The sequence below is a fragment of the Parajatrophihabitans canadensis genome, assembly GCF_053764775.1.
On sequence record NZ_CM132445.1, the window covers coordinates 1,230,125 to 1,247,820 of the forward strand.

Consider the following 17,696-nt stretch of genomic DNA (forward strand, 5'->3'; position numbering starts at 1 on the left):
GGCCATCTCTATCTGGTCAGCGTTGACAGGGCTCCACTGCGTCCTCAAGATAGAGGTAAATAAATGAACTAATTGGAGGAAGTGCGTGTCCAACTACTCGGACGCAGCGGTCGCGGGTGTGTACCAGACACAGCAAGGCGACTTGAGCGATCGGCCGCAACCGGAGGTCTGGTGGGAGTGTGTCCTTCAGGCGTGCGATGACGCCGGAATACCGGCCGGCGAAATAGACGGCATGATCGGCCCGGCGGCAGAAGGCGTCGGCATTCGAGCCTCGCTCCCGGGCGCGGTCATGGGGGATCTGTTGGGTCATCCTCTGAGATTTCACGCGACCTCAACGATTGGTGCCGCTGCGCAATCCGCCGGTATCAACCTGGCCGCGTACGCGATTTCCCAGGGCCTCGCAGAGGTGGTGGTGATCGCGACCGCTGCTGCCGGGGTCGCAGCCGGCTATGCAAGTTCTGACCGCGACTCGGCCGTCGCTGCGATGGCGAAGCTCAGCGGACAGTACGAGTATCCGTACGGCGGAACGCGCGTCTCGGACTACGCGGCACTCACTCGTCGGCATATGTACGAATATGGTACGACGGCTGAGCAGCTAGCTGAAGTCGCGGTCGCGCAGCGGCGCAGCGCAACCCTCCATCCGCTTTCATATCAGGGTCATCGTGGCGAGATCACAATCGATGATGTGCTCAACTCACGAATGATCGCCGACCCGCTCCGAATGCTCGATTGCTGCGCCATCAATCAAGGCGGCGGCGCCATGATCATTGCTCGAACCGAACGAGTCCGCCGTATCGGAAAGCACGCTCCAATCTCGCTGCTGGGTTATGGCGAGGGGCATATGTTCTTAGACCCGAACGCACTTCCGGATTTGACCTCGTTCGGTGGAAAGATCGCGGCTGAAACGGCATTCGGGATGGCTGGCGTCTCGCCGGCTGACATTCAGGTGGCCGCTATCTCAGATCACTTCACGAGCGGGGTGCTGTTCGGGCTCGAGGACGCGGGCTTCTGCAAGGCTGGTGAGGGCGGCGCCTTCGTATCCGGCGGTGCGTTAAACATCGGTGGACGACTCCCTACCAACACCTCGGGTGGCTTCCTGTCGTTCAGCCATGCCGGCAGTTGTGGTCTATTTGGCATGATTGAAGTGGTCGAGCAATTGCGTCACGAAGCAGGTGGATCCCGGCAGGTTGAAGGCGCCGAACTGGCTTACGTAAGTGGGGTAGGCGGCATGATGCAATGCTCCTACGCCGCCGTGTTGGCAAGGGTGTGAGGAGAGGTCATGGCTGAACGACAGAAGTTACTGCCCGAATCAGTTCCAGAGTGGCAGCTGCCCTACTGGCATGGCCTGCGTGACCGCAAGGTACTGGTTCAGAAATGCACGTCGTGCGGCACGCTGAGGCACATACCCAAGGAACTGTGTGCGTCCTGTCATCAGACGGGGTACGCCTGGCATCCGCTGTCCGGTTTAGGAACCGTCTACACCTATACGGTGGTATACCGTGCTCCGTCGCCGGTGTATCAAGTTGATGCTCCATACGCCATCGCCCATGTCGAGATGGATGAAGGTGTCCGAATGATTGCCGATGTCGTCGAGGTCGACTCGACATCGGTTGAGATCGGCCTTCCGGTGAAGGCCATCTTTGATGACGTGACCGATCAGTGGACGATGCTGCGCTTCGCTCCACGTTGATCTCGCTACGTTGATCTCGCCACGTCTGGCTGCGCTTGGCGGGAGAACACCGAAACGGCATCGTCCACCCCTGCGTATCCATCTGCAGGGGCGGACGATGCCGTTAGCACATCCGGTCAGATCGACAGACCAATGAGTTTCGTGTCCAAGTATTCCCGTAGGCCTTCACGTGCACCCTCGCGTCCGAGGCCGCTCTCTTTGACACCACCGAACGGCGCGGCCGCGGAGGTCGGATTTATGTCGTTGACCCCGACCATGCCGAACCTTAGCGCCTCAGCTACCCGGAAGGCCCGGCCGAGATCGTTGGTATAGATATACGACGCGAGGCCGTAGTCGGTGTCATTGGCCATCTGGATGACTTCGTCCTCGTCGTCGAAGACAATCACGGGGGCGATCGGGCCAAACGTCTCTTCGCGGTAGATCACCATGTCGGCAGTGACATCGGTGAGTATTGTCGGGGCGAAAAACGCGCCGTCGTCCAGACCTTCTCCGCTAAGTCTCGCTCCGCCGGACACAAGTTTGGCTCCCTTGTTCAGGGCATCGTCGACCTGCCTTTCCATCCGTCGCAAGGCAGCATCGTCAATGAGCGGACCGATGCTGACGCCATCGGAGAGGCCGCTGCCTGCCTTCAGTTTCGAGAATCGGTCTTCAAGAACGGCAAGGAACTCATCCTTGAGAGAGCGATGGACGAAGATTCGGTTAGGCACAATGCAGGCTTGCCCGGTGTTGAGCACCTTAATCATCGCGGCTCCCTTAGCCGCATGTGCCGGGTCAGCATCCTCAAAGACGATGAACGGTGCATGCCCACCTAGCTCCAGCGAGACTCGCTTGAGATGGTCGGCCGCCCCACGTGCGAGGTGCTTGCCAACTTCCGTGGAACCGGTAAAGGTAATCTTTCGAATCGCGCGGTTGGTGAGGAAGGCCTCGCCGATCGGTCGCGGGTCGTCCGCGGTGACCAGGTTGACAACGCCAGCTGGGATACCGACTTCGTCAAAGATCTTGAACACCGCGATGGCAGTGAGCGGCGTCTGCTCGGCCGGCTTGAGCACGGTCGTACATCCGGCGGCCAGCGCTGGGGCCACCTTGCGCGTGATCATAGAGATCGGATAGTTCCAGGGGGTGATCGCACCAACGACGCCGACGGGGGAGTGACTCACAATGAATCGTTGGTCCGCCCTCGACGACGGAATCGTTTCGCCATATACCCGCTTCGCCTCTTCCGCGAACCAGATGAGGAAGTCAGCCGCATATTTCACCTCGGTTCGAGCTGCGCGAATCGGTTTGCCCTGCTCGGCCGTCATAAGCTTGGCCAGTTCCTCCGAACGCTCGAGCATCAGCTGGTACGCGTCGAAGAGGAAAGCGGATCGCTCGTAGGCAGTGCGCTTTGACCATGAGGCAAACGCGGCCGAGGCGGCTGCGATCGCTGCCTCGGCGTCTACCGCTCCGCCATCAGAGACGTGCTCGATCAGTTTGCCGCTCGCAGGGTCCGTGACAGCGAAGGTCTTACCTGTGCTGGCGGCCTGCCAAGCGCCGTTTATGTAGAGACTCGTTGGCGCTGGATCTACAGAAGTCAAAGTGGGCTCCAGATTTGGGGGTTACTGGCAACGGATTGCCAGGGCTCGCACTACTTGTCGTCGGCCGGCGGAGCGATTCGCGCCGCCGACTTGGCGCTACTTCGTCGGACGGACCGTGTTGCGGGTCGTCTGATTGAAGGGGACGTCCTTGTCAGGGTTGACCTCTCGCGGCAGACCCAGGACGCGTTCGGAGATCTGATTCCGCTGCATTTCGTTTGTTCCGCCAGCCACCGTCGAGGTGCGGGCCGCCAAGAACCGGGTTCCGACTTGGGCTCCCGCCGCCTCGTCGGCCCACGAAGCGATGTTTGATCCGGCGATCTCGAACGCAAGCTCGCTGCGTCGATACTCAATTACCGCATGCATCAACTTCAACATGGAGGCCCCGGGCCCAGGGATACGGCCGCTCCGAATGCCACCATCGATGCGCTTGAGGGCATACCGTTCGACTCGCGCGAGCACGATGGCTTCGCCGAGTCGCTGCCTGACCGTTGGGTCTGATGTCTTACCGAGGTCCTTGGCCAGGCGGACGAGCTCGTCCTCACGCTCTTGCGTCCGGCTCGCCCGGGGTGTGTCGTCGAGGCTATTTCCGCCGACCATGCTGCGCTCATGAAACAGCAATCGAGACGCCACAGTCCAGCCGTCATTTTCGCTGCCGAGCAAGTTTTCCGCTGGAATGACTGCGTCGTCGAAGAATTCCTGACAGAAGTGCGCTGTGCCATCTACGAGCTTGATCGGCATCACCGTGACGCCTGGGTGACGGATCGGTACGATGATCATCGACAATCCTCGATGCTTCGGCACGTCTCCATTCGTGCGACACAATGCCATCGCGTAGTCAGCGAAGTGGGCGCTGGTACTCCAGATTTTGGCACCGTTGATCACGTAGGTGTCGCCATCACGGACGGCCCGGGTGATGGCTCCCGCCATGTCGGAACCACCGCTGGGCTCGGAGAGAAACTGCACCCACATGTCGCCTGCGAGCATCGGTGGCAGATAGCGCTTCTTCTGCTCTTCAGTACCAAAGTCGAGCAGCGTCGGTCCCAAGATGCCGTGGGTCACCGAGTACTGCACAGGCATGACGTACGGCGAAGCTGCTTCGGTGAAGGCGGTTTGGTGCTCTTCGGTAAGGCCTTGACCGCCGTACTCGCTCGGGTAGCGAATACCCGCAAAGCCGCCATCGAACACCCGACGTTGTAATTCCCGCTGAAAGTCGGCCCAGGCATAGTCATCTAGTTTTGCTCGATACGGAGCGGCGGAACCTAACTCCATGTTCTCAGCGAGCCAGGTTTTGGCCCGTAAGCGAAAATCGTCCACGCTTTCCATATCAGTCATGTATCTGCCACTCCCATTCTCAGAGGCCTGCGAGCCCGCAGAGCCGCTCGCGGTGATCATCAGGTGTTCCGTACAGGGCGTAGTTTGTCGAAACCCTACGGAGAAATAAGTGGATATCGTGTTCCCAGGTCAGGCCGATGCCGCCAAACATTTGCACGCAGTCTTGGATCGTCTCTACCGCGTGCTGGTCGATGTGCACCTTCGCGACGCTGGCCAGCTCGGATGTGATCGCTTCCTTTGCCGCAATGCTCTGCGCCAGACCCGCGGCCAGGCCGAAGCTTGCCTCGAGCCACATCTTGTGGTCGGCAAGTCGATGCTTGAGTGCTTGATAGGAGCCGATCGGGCGGCCGAACGCGACTCGGGTCTGCACGTACTCGAGTGTCATGTCGAAGACGCGGTCCACTGCTCCCACGGTCTCCGCACACTGCAGTGCAATCGCTATCTGCAACTGGCGTTCGATGTCAGCGGCGGAGGTAGACGCAGACGATACGATCGCGTCGGCGGGGATCGCCACGTCAGTGAACTCGACCGAGCCGAACCTGCGCACAAGGTCGAGCGAGTTCTGGTGTTGTGCCATTACACCCGGCGCGCCTGCCGGCACAAGCACCTGCACCAACCCGTCAGGTGCCTGGGCGACGACAAGAAAATGGTCGGCAGTAGGCAGGCCCTCCACCAATATCTTGCCTCCATTTAGCATGAGGTTGCCGTTGGCTTCCGTGACGCGGGTACGACAGTTCCGTCCGTCCCACGAGAGCGGCTCTGCGACTGCCCAGGCTGCGGTCAACTCACCTCCAACCAGGCCGGCCACAACATCGGTGAACCGACCCGGCTGGTCCGCGTTGGACAAGGCTGCGGCCACGACGTTGCAGGGGACGAACGGTCCTGCGGCGACGGCACGACCGATTTCTTCAGCCATTATGGACAGATCCTCAATCGGAGCATCGGTGAGGCTGCCGCCTCCCAGCTCGGCTGGTACAAGCATCGAGGTCAGTCCGAACTCCGCTAATTGCTGCCAGTACTTCTGCTGGTACCCGTCGGCAAAGTCAGACTGCTCGCGAATCCTGGCCAGTGGCGCCTCGGTCTCAAGAAAGCGTCGAAGCGTTTCCTGCAAGGACTTCTGCTCATCCGTGAGGTCAAGATCCATGTGATTCTCCAACCTGGCGTGATCGGGCGGAAATCAACCGCACCGGAGAGTGCCGAGCGCCAGATGGGCGCTCAGTTCAGACATCGGGTAGGGCAATGATAGGCACGTCGCACCGACCAGCGAAACCTATACCGTAAAAAGATTACCTATATTCGCCCACCTCTCCCCGTGTGCCATCGGGCACGCCTGCGGCACGACGGCACCTGGTGAGCCTGACGCAGTGGCCACGACTGTCGAGGAGGATGCTCGGACCCCGCAAAACTCGCCTAAATACTGGCTACTAGGGTATCAGCGTCCTCGGAACGAGCCGGAAACCCCGTCGTTGCAGAGGCTTGTCAACGGTGGTCTCTTGACAGGCGCGGCCGTCCCGAGTGAAGTGTCAACCACGCCCACTGGCGGCCACGGACTTGGTTAATAGAGCTAGAGGTTTGTACTATCAGTCCCGCCACCCGGAGGCTTGCCGGGCCCGCGGGGACGAAAGGGACTACATATGAGCAGCGTCACATCGGCATTGACCGATTCGATCGTCGAAACTGCCGAGCTGGCTAAGTACCGGCTCGAATGCCGCACCTGGTTGGCCGGAAACTTGAGATCCCTCGATGACGTAAACGATGCTGACGGAGGGGAGACCGCGTTCGCAATCGACCTGGCCAAGGCGAGTCAGGCAGTTCTGTTCGACGGCGGATATGCAGGCATCAGTTGGCCAAAGGTCTACGGGGGTCAAGGTCTGACGATGGAGCATCAGCGCGTTTTCAACGAAGAGTCCGTTGGATACAGCTTTCCCACCGGCGGGCTGGTCATCACACTCGGCATGTGCGCGCCGACCTTGCTGGAGTTCGGCACGGAATCGCAGCGGTTGAGGCACATCCCGCGAATGCTTCGTGGCGATGAGATCTGGTGTCAGCTCTTCTCCGAGCCCGGCGCCGGATCCGACGTAGCTAGTCTGCAGACTCGGGCCGTTAGCGACGGTGATGAGTGGGTCGTCAACGGACAGAAGGTCTGGACGTCTGGGGCGCAGCATTCCGACTTCGGCCTCCTCGTGGCGCGTACGAATCCCGACGTGCCGAAGCATCGGGGCATTTCGATGTTCGTCCTGGACATGCGCAGCCCGGGCGTTGAGGTCCGGCCGCTTCGCCAGATGACTGGCGCCGCCGGCTTCAACGAGGTCTTTTTTGATGACGTCCGAGTTCCGATGGAGAGTCTCGTTGGAACCGAGAACGAAGGCTGGCGCGCGGCCATTGGCACGCTGATGAACGAGCGCGTCTCGATCGGCGCGGGCGGGGGCGGACTTGGCCGACGACTTGGTGGCGGCGAGTTCGAGCGTGTCGTGGAGGTGGCACGCAGGGGTAACAAGCTTGACGATCCTGCTGTACGTCAGCAGCTCGCTGGTGTGTACGCCGCTACGCGGGTACTCGAACTGCTGTCTGACCGTATTCGCGCCGACGTCAAAGCAGGCAAGGCTCCAGGACCCGAGGGCTCGATTGCCAAGCTCGCGGGCACCGAGCTCGCCCGCCTCGCTGCGGACGTCGCGATCGAGATCGCCGGGCCGCGAGGTCAGGCGTGGGAAGAAGGCGATGACGAGTCGGAGCGGCTTGCTCATGCCGTGCTCGCAGCTCCAGGGAACTCCATAGCTGGCGGCACAGCCGACATCATGAAGAACATTCTAGGCGAGCGCGTACTTGGTTTGCCGAAGGAACCGCAGGTCGACCGCGACATCCCTTTCCGAGAGCTGCGTACCGGTCGATAGATCGTGGCGTTCGCCCCGTAGGAGTTTCAGCAGCACTGCTATCGCCGCCGACGTGGCGGCGTCTCGACGTCCAACTGCAGGAGTGAGCCATGTCTGATCTGTTGATCAAGAAGGTGCCAGACGAGCATTATGTTGTCTGGCAGTTCAATCGCCCGGAAGCGCTAAACGCATTGACGACAGGCATGCAAAGCCTGCTCGCCGATGCGGTAGCTGACTTCGCCCGTGACCCACAGATGCGGGTCGCCATCCTCACCGGCACCGGGCGGGCCTTTTCCGCGGGTGCTGACCTGAAAGCGATGGCCGAACGGAACGCCGCGTCCGCCGAAATAGAGGCCAAATTCGAGCGGGGTGAGCTCACCCTTGCTGAGCAGAGCGAGGCCTTGCGTGCCCTGGGCGCGTCTCGCGCTTATGGCGTCGACGCTATCCCCACATTCCCGTTCGGTTCGTGTCCGAAACCGGTCATCGCAGCCATCAATGGACTGTGTGTAGCTGGTGGAATGGAGATGGCGATCGACTGCGATATCCGGATTGCCACACCCGAGGCTTACTTTGGAGTCTTCGAGGCCAAGCGCGGCATCATGGCTGGCATCGCCGTCCAGCACCTCGCTCGAGTTATGCCGATCAACGAGGCCATGTACCTGCTCCTGACCTGTGATCGCATGCCGGCCGAACGGGCCTACCAGCTTGGTTTCGTCCAGCAACTAGTGCCGGCAGAAGAGTTACTCAGTCGGGCAATCGAGATCGCTTCGATGATTGCTTCGAACGCGCCATTGTCTGTGCAAGGGTCGAAATCAATGGTGCAATTCTGGCGCCACTACGGCGTGGCCGAGGCCCGCCGCGTCGAGGAGTACGTCTGGGAAAGGGTGTTCAACTCCGATGACGCAAGGGAGGGCCCGTTGGCCTTTGCCGAGAAGCGCGCACCGAAATGGACTGGAAGCTAAGCCCAAGCAATGCCGTAGTGGGACGTCGGCAATCGAAGGAGACAGTACTTGAATAGCTTGGACGGCAAGGTAGCGATCATCACCGGTGCAGGGGGCGGTATCGGGCGGGAGTGTGCGCTGTACATGGCCGCGCTTGGAGCTCGCGTCGTGGTCAACGACTTAGCGTCGACCGATGCGGGGTCGAAAGCCGAGCAAGTGGCGCAGGAGATTCGCGACGCTGGTGGCGACGCCTTTGCGAACACGGACAGTGTGAGCGAGGTGAACGGAGCGCATCGATTGGTCGACAGCGCGATCGAGAGATTCGGCGGGCTGGACGTTCTGGTAAACAACGCCGGTATCCTGCGCGATCGCATGCTCGCGAACATGACCGTTGACGAATGGGACGCGATAAGCGCCGTACATCTTCGAGGCACCTTTCTCACTACGCAGCGTTCTGCTGCCTACTGGCGTCAACAACGCAAGGCGAACGCGCCCGTTTCAGGCTCCGTCATAAATATGTCGTCGGGGTCCGGTCTGCACGCTAGCGTCGGGCAGTCCAACTACGCTGCGGCAAAGTCGGGCATTGCTACGTTCACCCTCGTGGCCGCGAAAGAAATGCAGCGCTATGGTTGTCGCGCGAATTCCGTCGCCCCGACAGCGCGTACGCAGTTGACGTCGTCGACTGACAGGCTTGTCGAGATTATGAAGCCTCCGGACGATCCAACCGCATTCGACAAGTGGCATCCGGAGAATCTCGCGCCCGTTGTGGCCTATCTGGCCGGCCCGTCCTGTTCCCTAACGGGACAGGTTCTCGGGGTCTTCGGGGACGAGGTCGGCATATACCAGCCTTGGACCGTTCATCAGACATTGCACAACCACGGCAATCGATGGGACTTCGCGTCACTCGAGGCGGCGTTCGCCGGCTCCGCTCCGCTACCACCTTCGGTCGGAATGATGTAGAAGCACGCGCGACTTGATGGACATCAGCGAAGGCGAACTGGAGAGGTGACGGAATATGACCTTAGTTCTCACTGAGGAGCAGATTGCTCTGCGCGCGAGTCTGCGCGAGTTTCTCGATGACAAAGCGGGCGAGGCTGACCTTAGAAGGCTATCTGAAACCCCTCTCGGCTACGACCCCGAGGTATGGAGCCAGTTGGCAACTATGGGCATTCAAGGCCTGGCCATTGCGGAGGAGTACGGCGGATCAGGTGCTTCCTTCATTGAGCTGGGGATTGCGGTGGAGGAGGCCGGACGCTCGCTGCTCTCGGCGCCGTTGCTGTCAACGGCCGTGCTTGCCGCCGGTGTCCTCGTGGCCAGCAGAGACGAAGAGGCGAAGTTAAGACACTTACCCAGGATTGCTGACGGAACGTGCGTCATGGCCTTGGCCATCGAGGAAGCGATCGGAGGCCTGGACCTTTCCCAGCTCTCCACCACTGCGGTCCGTGATGGCGGTCGCTGGCTGCTCTCGGGAACGAAGGACTTCGTGATCGATGGCTTTCAGGCTGATGCGATCATTGTCGTCGCGGGTACCACCGATGGCGTTGGCCTATTCGAGGTGGCTGCCGACGCCGAGGGCCTCACCCGCACTCCGCTGATCACGATGGACGCGACGCGAAAGCAGGCGCGAATCGATCTCGCCCAAGTACCTGCGACTAGGATCGGCAACGCGGCCGATGCTGCCAGCGCGATTCCCTATGTTCTCGATGTCGCCGCAGTTGCGTTGGCCATGGAACAGGTCGGGGGAATGCAATACGTCCTCGAAACCGCTGTGGCATATGCTCAAACGCGGTTTCAATTTGGCCGAGCGATCGGATCCTTCCAAGCCGTCAAACACCGCTGCGCCGATATGCTCATCAAAGTAGAGCTCGCGAGATCGGCCGCATATTTCGCCCTATGGTCGGCGGTAAACCAACCAGAGGACTTCCCTGCAGCGGCATCGCTATCGAAGAGCTACTGCTCGGAAGCCTACTTCGATGTCGCCAGGAACAACATCATGGTGCACGGTGGCATCGGCTTCACGTGGGAGCATTCAGCACAGCTGTTCTACAAGCGGGCCAAGAGTGACCTGCTGCTGTTCGGCACACCTACGGCACACAACGAGGCCCTGTTACAACGACTTGGCGTCTGACGTGGACGTACTGTCCTCGGTAACCGCCGTCCACGCTGGCTTGGGATCGACTGGCTATCTCGCAGACGAAACCACCGCATCCGTAACCTACTTGGCTGAGCGCTTGCGGAAGCCGTTGCTGGTAGAGGGTCCGGCCGGCACTGGCAAAACGGAGCTCGCCAAGTCGTTCGCGGCGATGACTGGGCGCCGCCTGATCCGCCTGCAATGTTACGAGGGACTCGACGAGTCGAAGATTCTGTACGAGTGGAACTACAAGAAGCAGCTGCTCCGGATCCAGGCCCAATCTGTCATATCCGACGACCGGCCCAGGGATTGGCACGACCTCGAGGGCGATATCTTCACCGACGAGTTCTTGCTGTCCCGTCCGGTACTCGAATCACTGCGGGCCGCAGAGCCGGTGGTTTTACTCATTGACGAGATCGACCGCGTCGAGATCGAGACTGAGGCCATGCTCCTGGAGGTCTTGTCCGAATTTCAGCTCTCAGTTCCGGAGATGGGAACCGTGACAGCGAAGCACATACCTGCGGTGTTTCTCACCTCGAACGACACGCGCGAATTATCAGAGGCGCTAAAGCGGCGATGTCTGTATCTGCATCTTGATTACCCGTCAGCCGAGCGCGAGCGGGAGATCATTCAGAGACGCGTGCCTGAGTTGTCCGACGTCTTGGCACGTCAGATAGCGGAGTTCGTCGGCTTGCTACGGACCCTGGACCTGAAGAAGAATCCCTCGATATCGGAGACCTTGGACTGGGCCCGATCACTCGCGTTGCTCGGCGGCGACGGTCTAGAGCGAGCAGATTTCCGAGCCAGCCTGAACATACTGCTCAAGCATAATTCGGACTTCACGGTTGCTCTCACTGCTCTCGACAAAGTGCTGAGGTAGCGTGATCGACTTGCTCGCAGGGCTCGTCGATCAGCTCCGGCTTGCCGGAGTACCAGTATCAACGAGCGAAGCCGTCGATGCTGGACTCGCCGCTTGCGCCGTGAATCTACTCGATCGAGCGGAGTTACGCTCCGCTCTGGCGAGCACTCTGGTAAAAGACGCGATGCACGTGCCAACTTTCGACGTTGTCTTCGACGCATACTTCGCCTTGCGTCGTCCGATCTCGGACTTGGCAGATTCCCCTGACCCGGTTGTGGCTCGCCGCGGTTCGGGCGATGCAACAAGCGGCTTTGGTGGTGGGGCACTCAGTTCGCGCAGCGATGACGAAATATCGGAACTGCTGTTTCGCGCGTTACTGACTGACGCGACTCCGCTACTGCGGCTCATCGCCGTTGAAGGCGTACAGCGATATGCGGACATGCAGCCTGGACGCCCAGCTGGTGTGCTGCTGTATTCCTACCGCACGCTAAAGGCCTTCGACCTTGATGGGCTGATCGGTCGGCTCCGTGAGGAGGATCCGCCATCGAGTATCTCCGCAGAATTCACCGCTTTGCGTGATGAATTGTGGTCCATCCAGATCGCTGCCCGCATCCGATCCTTCACCAGCGAGGTAGAGGCAGATATCCGGCGACGGCTTGTGACGGATCGGGGGCCGGACGCAGTTGCACAGACGCTTCGGATTCCAGTGCCTGCAGATATCGAGTTCATGCATGCCAATGCTGCGCAGCTCAAGGCGATGGAGCGAGCGATTGCGCCGTTGGCGCGCAAACTCGCAGCCAAATTGGCTCTCCAGGACCGCTCGAGGCGCGGCGGTGCTCTCAATATGCCTGCCACGATGCGTGCCTCGCTGACCACGGGGGGAGTGCCGCTCGAGCTGGTCACCAAGGCGCTGAAACCGCATAAGCCGCAGATCGTGGTACTCGCCGACATCTCTGGATCGGTGTCGGCCTTCGCGAGCTTTACCCTGCAATTCGTAACCGCAGTAAGTGGCGATGCCGCGCATGTACGCAGTTTCATGTTCATCGACGGTGTCGATGAGGTCACCGAGCACCTAAAGCACAGTCGTACGGTCGGAGAAGCCCTTATACGGATCCGCGAGCAAGCTGCACTGATCGCCGGCGACGGCCATACCGACTACGGCCAGGTGTTCAGCGCATTCGCCGACCGTTGGGGTCAGCGGCTCTCCAGACGAACTACAGTGCTAATTCTCGGCGACGCTCGCTCAAACTACCGGCCGCTGGGCCTCGACGCTCTGCGGGCGATCAGCAAGCGCGTCGATAAGATCCTCTGGCTTAATCCGGAACAGAAAGCGTATTGGGATACGGGTGATTCGGTTATCTCCCGGTACGCGCCCTATTGCGATGGCGTCTACGAGTGCCGCTCGATCCGGCAGCTGGAGCGGGTCGCAGCGTTGGTTGAATAGACACCAGCGCGTGAGCGACGCGATCCGGCGTACTCAATGACACGGCCGGGCCACCCAAATCGGGTGGCCCGGCCGTGTCATTGGACCTGACTCGAATCAGCTAGCGCCGCTTGCGCCTTTATCGTCCTGACAGGATGTCTTGAGGCCGGTACTAGAGACGAAGGCCTTGTCCTTGACACCGATGAGGAAGAAGCACGGCACGACACTCGGTTTGCCCTGGACGTAGGTCAACGGCGGTGCGAGCCCGCCTAGGGTTTCGCCCTTGAAGCTATAGAGACCGGTATAAATATCCGAACTGGTGGGAGTGTCGGAGACGTTCGCAGCTGCCTTCTGGAACACCTTGGCTGCTTCCCAGATACCGCTCATATCGGCAAGGCTGTCAATCCCGTTGAAGTCAGGAAGGTACTGCTTCATCGCGGTACGAAACTCCTGCGTCGCCGGCACGTCGAGAAACCACGGAAAGCTGCCGATGTTGCCGGCGGTGCCATCGAAATTCGCATTCTCACGCATTGCGCTGTTGAAGGAACCTGAGGAGACGATCCAGATCGGTTTGTAGCCCTGTTTAGCGCAGGCATCCACAATCCGCGTGCCGCTGCCGGCCAGTTCGACCGCGTCAGCCTTGGCGTTCTTCATCGCCAAGCATTGGGCGGTGTAGTCGGGGGCCGAAGCCGAGAACGCTTCCGCAGTTGCGAAGGTCAGTCCGTTCTGGGTGGCGTAGCCCTTGACGAGCGGTACAGCTTGGGCGCAGGCCGCTTGTTCAGCGCAGTAGAACTCGCCGAACGACTTCGCACCGGCGACCTTGGCCGCGTAGGTCTGACCCCACACGACGGATAGCACCGTGGTGCCGGTTGGGAAGAAGTTGGCGTCCTTTGCGTAATGAAACCCAATGGAGGCACTCGCGTCGAGAACAGGGACCTTCTGCTGCGCGACGTACGAACCCCACGAGTCACCAAGATTCGAGAAATTGAGAAGCGCGATGATGTGATCGTCACCGACGAGAGATTTCACGGCGGTGATGGACTTTGCCGGATCGCCCGCATCGTCTTTGGAGATCACCTTGACTGGATGTCCGTTCACACCGCCATTGGCATTGACGTAGTTCTGCCAGTTTCGAAGGGTCAGCGGAATGGCGTTGCCGGTGCCGCTGATGCCGGTATCGCTACTGATCGAGCCAACAACGAGCGGCGCTTTGGTGAGGTTTGAGGCTGATACCTCGGTTGGCGCCGCGGCCTGGCCGGCGTCGGTACCGCTGCCACTGCTACTACACCCAGCCACCATCGCGGTGGCGATGGCCACCGCGCCTACGGCGATGAGGCGCTTTCGGAGCTTTCTCTGTGCTGACAACGGTTCTCCCTAGACTCAGACAGCGACCCCGCGAACGGTCGGCGGAATTCTCACACGGATTCCGTTCGCCCTGATGACGGGAGCGTAGCGATATAGTTACATCCTTTCAATAGTTTTCACTACACCGTGATAGTCGGCTCTATAGTTCTCACCGGCGGAGCGCAGCCCCTGGGCATGGGGCCCAGCCTCCCGCGCGAGGGACCGGCCGAACCGACGAGTGTCGTACAAGCCCTCATGCAAAGGGGCTTCCGGCGAGCTCGATGAACCAGGAGCCAGAGCTAGCCGCCCAATCGAAACGGAGTACATATGGCTACAAACCCAGTACTTATGGTCGAACGTCCAGAGGTCGGTGTCGTCGTCCTGAGGTTGAATCGGCCCGAAGCACTGAACGCGTTGGACTCACTTTCAGCTAAATCATTGATCACGGCTCTAGAAACGGCCGACAATGATGATTCGGTGCGTTGTATCGTTCTGACAGGCGCTGGACGAGGGTTCTGCGTTGGTGCTGACCTGAAAGAGCTTGCTCGGCGCCAGGCCGGGGGTGCTGCGGGCGAAACGCCCCCGCGCCCCCCGCGCAACGCCGCGATGAACCCCCTCGGCGACTGGAACGTAGTACTTCGGACGCTGCTCAGCCTCCACAAGCCGATCATCGCCGCGGTAAACGGACTGGCCGTAGGCGGGGGTCTCTCGCTGGCCTGTGCAGCCGACATCCGGATCGCCGCGCGTTCCGCTGTCTTTTGCGCGATCTTCGCTGAGCGAGGCCTTGCATTCGAAGCGGGCACGAGTTACCTCCTTCCGCGCCTGATTGGTCTGGAGAGCACCTTCCGGATGGTCTACACCGCTGAGCGGGTTTCAGCCGATCGCGCTGCGCAAATCGGCCTCGTTGGTCAGGTGGTCGAGGATGAGGATCTGGATGCGGCGACCGTCGAGTTGGCGACGAAGATCGCAAGTCTGCCGACCCTCCAGCTGGGCCTCGCTCGCCGCCAGATTTTGCTGAGTCAGAGCATTGACGACCCGACGGTCGCGATGATGGTCGAGATGCATGCGCTTGGCGTTGCCCAGCAAAGTCACGACTACCACGAGGGGCATCAGGCGTTTAACGAGCGGCGGCCTGCCACATTTCTCGGCTACTGAAACGACGCACGTCCTTGTGAGCGCCGTGCACGTGCTTCGCCTTGCGAGTTCGTCTTGCGAAGTCGGCCCCTGCTAGGTCGGGTTATACGGCGAAAGGGCTCCGAAGGCCGCTCGCGGCTTGCCTGCGAAGTTCGCGATGGGGCGACCTTCGAACGTCTGGATCGCGTCCAAGAACTCGGGTGGCCAGGATTCAGCCCGGCCACTCCGGCTGACAAGTTGAACCGTCCAGGCGTGGGCAATCAGGCGTTCAGTACCCGCCACTGTAAGCAACGACTCGATGACCACGGCTCTTCCGGATCGGTAAGGGACACGCGTGTGCCCGACGAACCGCTCGCCAGGCATGCCCTCGCTGGCGTACCGGACGTGGACCTCACCGACAACCCAGACGTGGGTACGCTCTGCGACCTGGCGGTGCCAGGCGCCGTCTAGTACCTCTCGGAGGTAGCCGGTCTTCAGGGTTGTCATTATCCGAAAGGTCGATACGTGATTCAGGTGGCCCTGGAGGTCGTAGTCGTCTTCGGCCGGAAGGACATCAGTGTGCCATCGGAATTCTGCGAGCTCATACATTGTGAGACTGACTCCCGTAGATAGAGTTGCCGAGGTCTAAGCCCTCTTCCCCTAGTAAATATGAATCCTCTAACTATATGATGTGGCGGTCACCACGGTTGGAAATCGTTTTCGAATCAGCAGGAAATCAGGAGACGTCGATTTCATGGTTACCGCGTACGGCATGACAACAGATACCGTTGAACCGCCCGCCATCGTCGGAGTTTCGATCCCGGAGGCTGCACGTTACCTGCCCGACGAGACTTCGATGGGCATTACGCTTCGCTCGGTTGTCGAGGCCCTCGAGGATGCTGGTCTGGACAAGTCGGAGGTTAACGGTGCATGTATCGCCTGGAACGGTCCGGGTCAATCACCAGGCGGTGGATCGTCAAACTGGGCTCGGCAACTCGGTGTCACCTTAAACTGGGTCATCGATGGTGGTCTTGATGCCGTGGGCATCCGTGGACTGCTCAATGCGACGGCGGCTATCCGAGCTGGTTTATGCGAGACAGTCGTCGTAGCCGGTGGCCTAGCGGGAGGCGCGCGGGTCGCGGGCGCGGATTTCTTGGGCTCCAGGTCCGATAGCTACGCCCAGTATGAATTCAATCATCCTTTTGGCGGCGGTGTGATGTGGCGATTTGCGCTGAACGCACAGCGGCACATGCACGACTACGGAACGACGCCTGAGCAGCTCGCCCACGTCGCTGCCACGATCCGCAACCACGGGCACGCTAATCCAGAGGCCACAATGTACGGGCGGGGGCCATACACCGTTGAGGACGTATTGGCATCGAGGTGGATAGCTGAACCGCTGCATCTGCTTGAGTGCTGCTTAGTCGGCCAAGGTGCCGCTGCCTTTGTTGTGACGACGGCGGAGCGGGCCAGGTCATTGCGGCATCCGCCGGTCTCGGTTCTCGCCGGCGCGATGGAGATCTCTCAGGGCCCACATCACTACCCATCCCTCAATTCCGACGAGGGGATGCTGGGCGCCAAGCGAATGCGGACGGCTTTTGGGCAGGCAGGTGTCACGCCCGCTGACGTCGACGTCGTCTCGCTCTACGACCCAACGGCCTTCGAAGTAATCAGGTGGATCGAGGCTCTCGGATTTTGCGACGAGGGTGAAGGCGGCGCGTTTGTGGAAGGCAACACTCTGGCCCGGGATGGCAGACTGCCGGCGAATGTAGATGGAGGAACCCTCTCGCACATGTGGGCCAGCACTGCACAGTTGACCGCAAAGGTAGTGGAAGGCGTACGTCAATTGCGCCAGGATCAGGGCTCACGTCAGGTCGCCGGCGCGGAGGTCGCGGTTTGCACCAATTCTGTACCGGGCGCCCACCACGTGGAGATGTGCATCTTGGGACGGGCTCGATGAACGCGCCGACCCGTCGACCTCTTCCGGATCCGACGCCGCTGTCGATTGAATTCTGGCAAGCCGCACGTTCAGGTCAGCTTCTCTACGCTCGTTGCGGTGCTTGCGGCAACGCGCAGTTCCCGCTCGAAGTGGCATGTATTCATTGTCTGTCGCCTGATGTGCGTTGGGTTGCCGGTGCCGGCCGCGGCACGTTGTACTCCTACACCGTGATCCATCGAGCGCCGTTCGCCGACTTCCCGGTTCCGTCCGTAATGGCGATCGTGCAGCTCGACGAGGGCTATTCGATGTTTGCAGGGGTAGTCGATTGCGCGTTTGACACCCTCGCATGCGATATGCCGGTGGAGGTGACCTTCGAGATCCAGTCCGAGACGGTGACGCTGCCGATGTTCCGGCCTGCCGAGCGCTAAGGGCCAGTAGGCGCGAACTCGCTCATCCCGAAACCCTTCAGAGTGAACTGAG

At 60.5% G+C, this 17,696-nt stretch carries 16 protein-coding genes; 11 read left to right on the top strand and 5 right to left on the bottom strand.

From position 1 onward, the window contains the following. Window positions 1–85 precede the first annotated feature (85 nt). A complete protein-coding gene (locus ACSMXN_RS06005) occupies window positions 86–1,270 on the top strand; it encodes a thiolase family protein (protein ID WP_022914923.1) in 1,185 nt (394 codons plus the stop codon). A gap of 9 nt (window positions 1,271–1,279) precedes the next feature. Then, window positions 1,280–1,690, top strand: a complete 411-nt coding sequence (locus ACSMXN_RS06010) for a Zn-ribbon domain-containing OB-fold protein (protein WP_022914922.1) — start codon at window positions 1,280–1,282, stop codon at window positions 1,688–1,690. A gap of 116 nt (window positions 1,691–1,806) precedes the next feature. Here ACSMXN_RS06010 and ACSMXN_RS06015 read toward each other — a convergent pair whose 3' ends face one another. The 3 genes from ACSMXN_RS06015 to ACSMXN_RS06025 form a co-directional block, all read right to left on the bottom strand. Next, window positions 1,807–3,264, bottom strand: a complete 1,458-nt coding sequence (locus ACSMXN_RS06015) for an NAD-dependent succinate-semialdehyde dehydrogenase (protein WP_022914921.1) — start codon at window positions 3,262–3,264, stop codon at window positions 1,807–1,809. Window positions 3,265–3,360: 96 nt separating this feature from the next. Continuing rightward, window positions 3,361–4,596: an acyl-CoA dehydrogenase family protein gene (locus ACSMXN_RS06020; RefSeq protein WP_027139845.1), complete on the bottom strand. Its 1,236-nt coding sequence runs from the start codon at window positions 4,594–4,596 to the stop codon at window positions 3,361–3,363. Window positions 4,597–4,615: 19 nt separating this feature from the next. After that, on the bottom strand, window positions 4,616–5,740 hold the full coding sequence (locus ACSMXN_RS06025) for an acyl-CoA dehydrogenase family protein (protein ID WP_027139844.1): 1,125 nt from the start codon (window positions 5,738–5,740) through the stop codon (window positions 4,616–4,618). A 490-nt stretch (window positions 5,741–6,230) separates the two neighbouring features. Here ACSMXN_RS06025 and ACSMXN_RS06030 point away from each other — a divergent pair, with 490 nt between their 5' ends. The 6 genes from ACSMXN_RS06030 to ACSMXN_RS06055 all read left to right on the top strand — a co-directional run bounded on the left by ACSMXN_RS06030 (window position 6,231) and on the right by ACSMXN_RS06055 (window position 12,841). Further along, window positions 6,231–7,487, top strand: a complete 1,257-nt coding sequence (locus tag ACSMXN_RS06030; protein ID WP_022914920.1) for an acyl-CoA dehydrogenase family protein — start codon at window positions 6,231–6,233, stop codon at window positions 7,485–7,487. Between the two features lie 89 nt (window positions 7,488–7,576). Continuing rightward, entirely contained in the window at window positions 7,577–8,428 is an 852-nt protein-coding gene (locus ACSMXN_RS06035) for an enoyl-CoA hydratase-related protein (protein ID WP_022914919.1), read from the top strand. A 48-nt stretch (window positions 8,429–8,476) separates the two neighbouring features. Beyond that, the gene (locus tag ACSMXN_RS06040) at window positions 8,477–9,367 is read left to right on the top strand and encodes an SDR family NAD(P)-dependent oxidoreductase (protein ID WP_081649297.1); all 891 of its coding nucleotides are present in this window, start codon (window positions 8,477–8,479) and stop codon (window positions 9,365–9,367) included. 55 nt (window positions 9,368–9,422) lie between these two features. Then, complete coding sequence (locus tag ACSMXN_RS06045; RefSeq protein ID WP_022914917.1) at window positions 9,423–10,535, top strand: acyl-CoA dehydrogenase family protein; 1,113 nt, start codon at window positions 9,423–9,425, stop codon at window positions 10,533–10,535. Window position 10,536: 1 nt separating this feature from the next. Continuing rightward, the gene (locus ACSMXN_RS06050) at window positions 10,537–11,418 is read left to right on the top strand and encodes an AAA family ATPase (protein ID WP_022914916.1); all 882 of its coding nucleotides are present in this window, start codon (window positions 10,537–10,539) and stop codon (window positions 11,416–11,418) included. A gap of 1 nt (window position 11,419) precedes the next feature. Then, window positions 11,420–12,841, top strand: a complete 1,422-nt coding sequence (locus ACSMXN_RS06055) for a VWA domain-containing protein (RefSeq protein ID WP_022914915.1) — start codon at window positions 11,420–11,422, stop codon at window positions 12,839–12,841. Between the two features lie 96 nt (window positions 12,842–12,937). On the opposite strand, the gene ACSMXN_RS06060 is transcribed toward ACSMXN_RS06055, so the two are convergent. Continuing rightward, a complete protein-coding gene (locus tag ACSMXN_RS06060) occupies window positions 12,938–14,185 on the bottom strand; it encodes an ABC transporter substrate-binding protein (RefSeq protein ID WP_022914914.1) in 1,248 nt (415 codons plus the stop codon). 306 nt (window positions 14,186–14,491) lie between these two features. Between ACSMXN_RS06060 and ACSMXN_RS06065 the strand changes: the two genes are divergently transcribed. Beyond that, window positions 14,492–15,319: an enoyl-CoA hydratase/isomerase family protein gene (locus ACSMXN_RS06065; RefSeq protein WP_081649295.1), complete on the top strand. Its 828-nt coding sequence runs from the start codon at window positions 14,492–14,494 to the stop codon at window positions 15,317–15,319. 72 nt (window positions 15,320–15,391) lie between these two features. Here the strand turns inward: ACSMXN_RS06065 and ACSMXN_RS06070 are convergent, their stop codons facing one another. Continuing rightward, on the bottom strand, window positions 15,392–15,886 hold the full coding sequence (locus tag ACSMXN_RS06070; protein ID WP_022914912.1) for a thioesterase family protein: 495 nt from the start codon (window positions 15,884–15,886) through the stop codon (window positions 15,392–15,394). Window positions 15,887–16,031: 145 nt separating this feature from the next. Here ACSMXN_RS06070 and ACSMXN_RS06075 point away from each other — a divergent pair, with 145 nt between their 5' ends. Both ACSMXN_RS06075 and ACSMXN_RS06080 read left to right on the top strand, forming a co-directional pair. Beyond that, entirely contained in the window at window positions 16,032–17,237 is a 1,206-nt protein-coding gene (locus tag ACSMXN_RS06075; protein ID WP_022914911.1) for a thiolase C-terminal domain-containing protein, read from the top strand. Next, the gene (locus ACSMXN_RS06080; protein ID WP_027139839.1) at window positions 17,234–17,644 is read left to right on the top strand and encodes an OB-fold domain-containing protein; all 411 of its coding nucleotides are present in this window, start codon (window positions 17,234–17,236) and stop codon (window positions 17,642–17,644) included. The genes ACSMXN_RS06075 and ACSMXN_RS06080 overlap by 4 nt, the downstream gene beginning before the upstream one ends. Window positions 17,645–17,696: the final 52 nt, after the last annotated feature.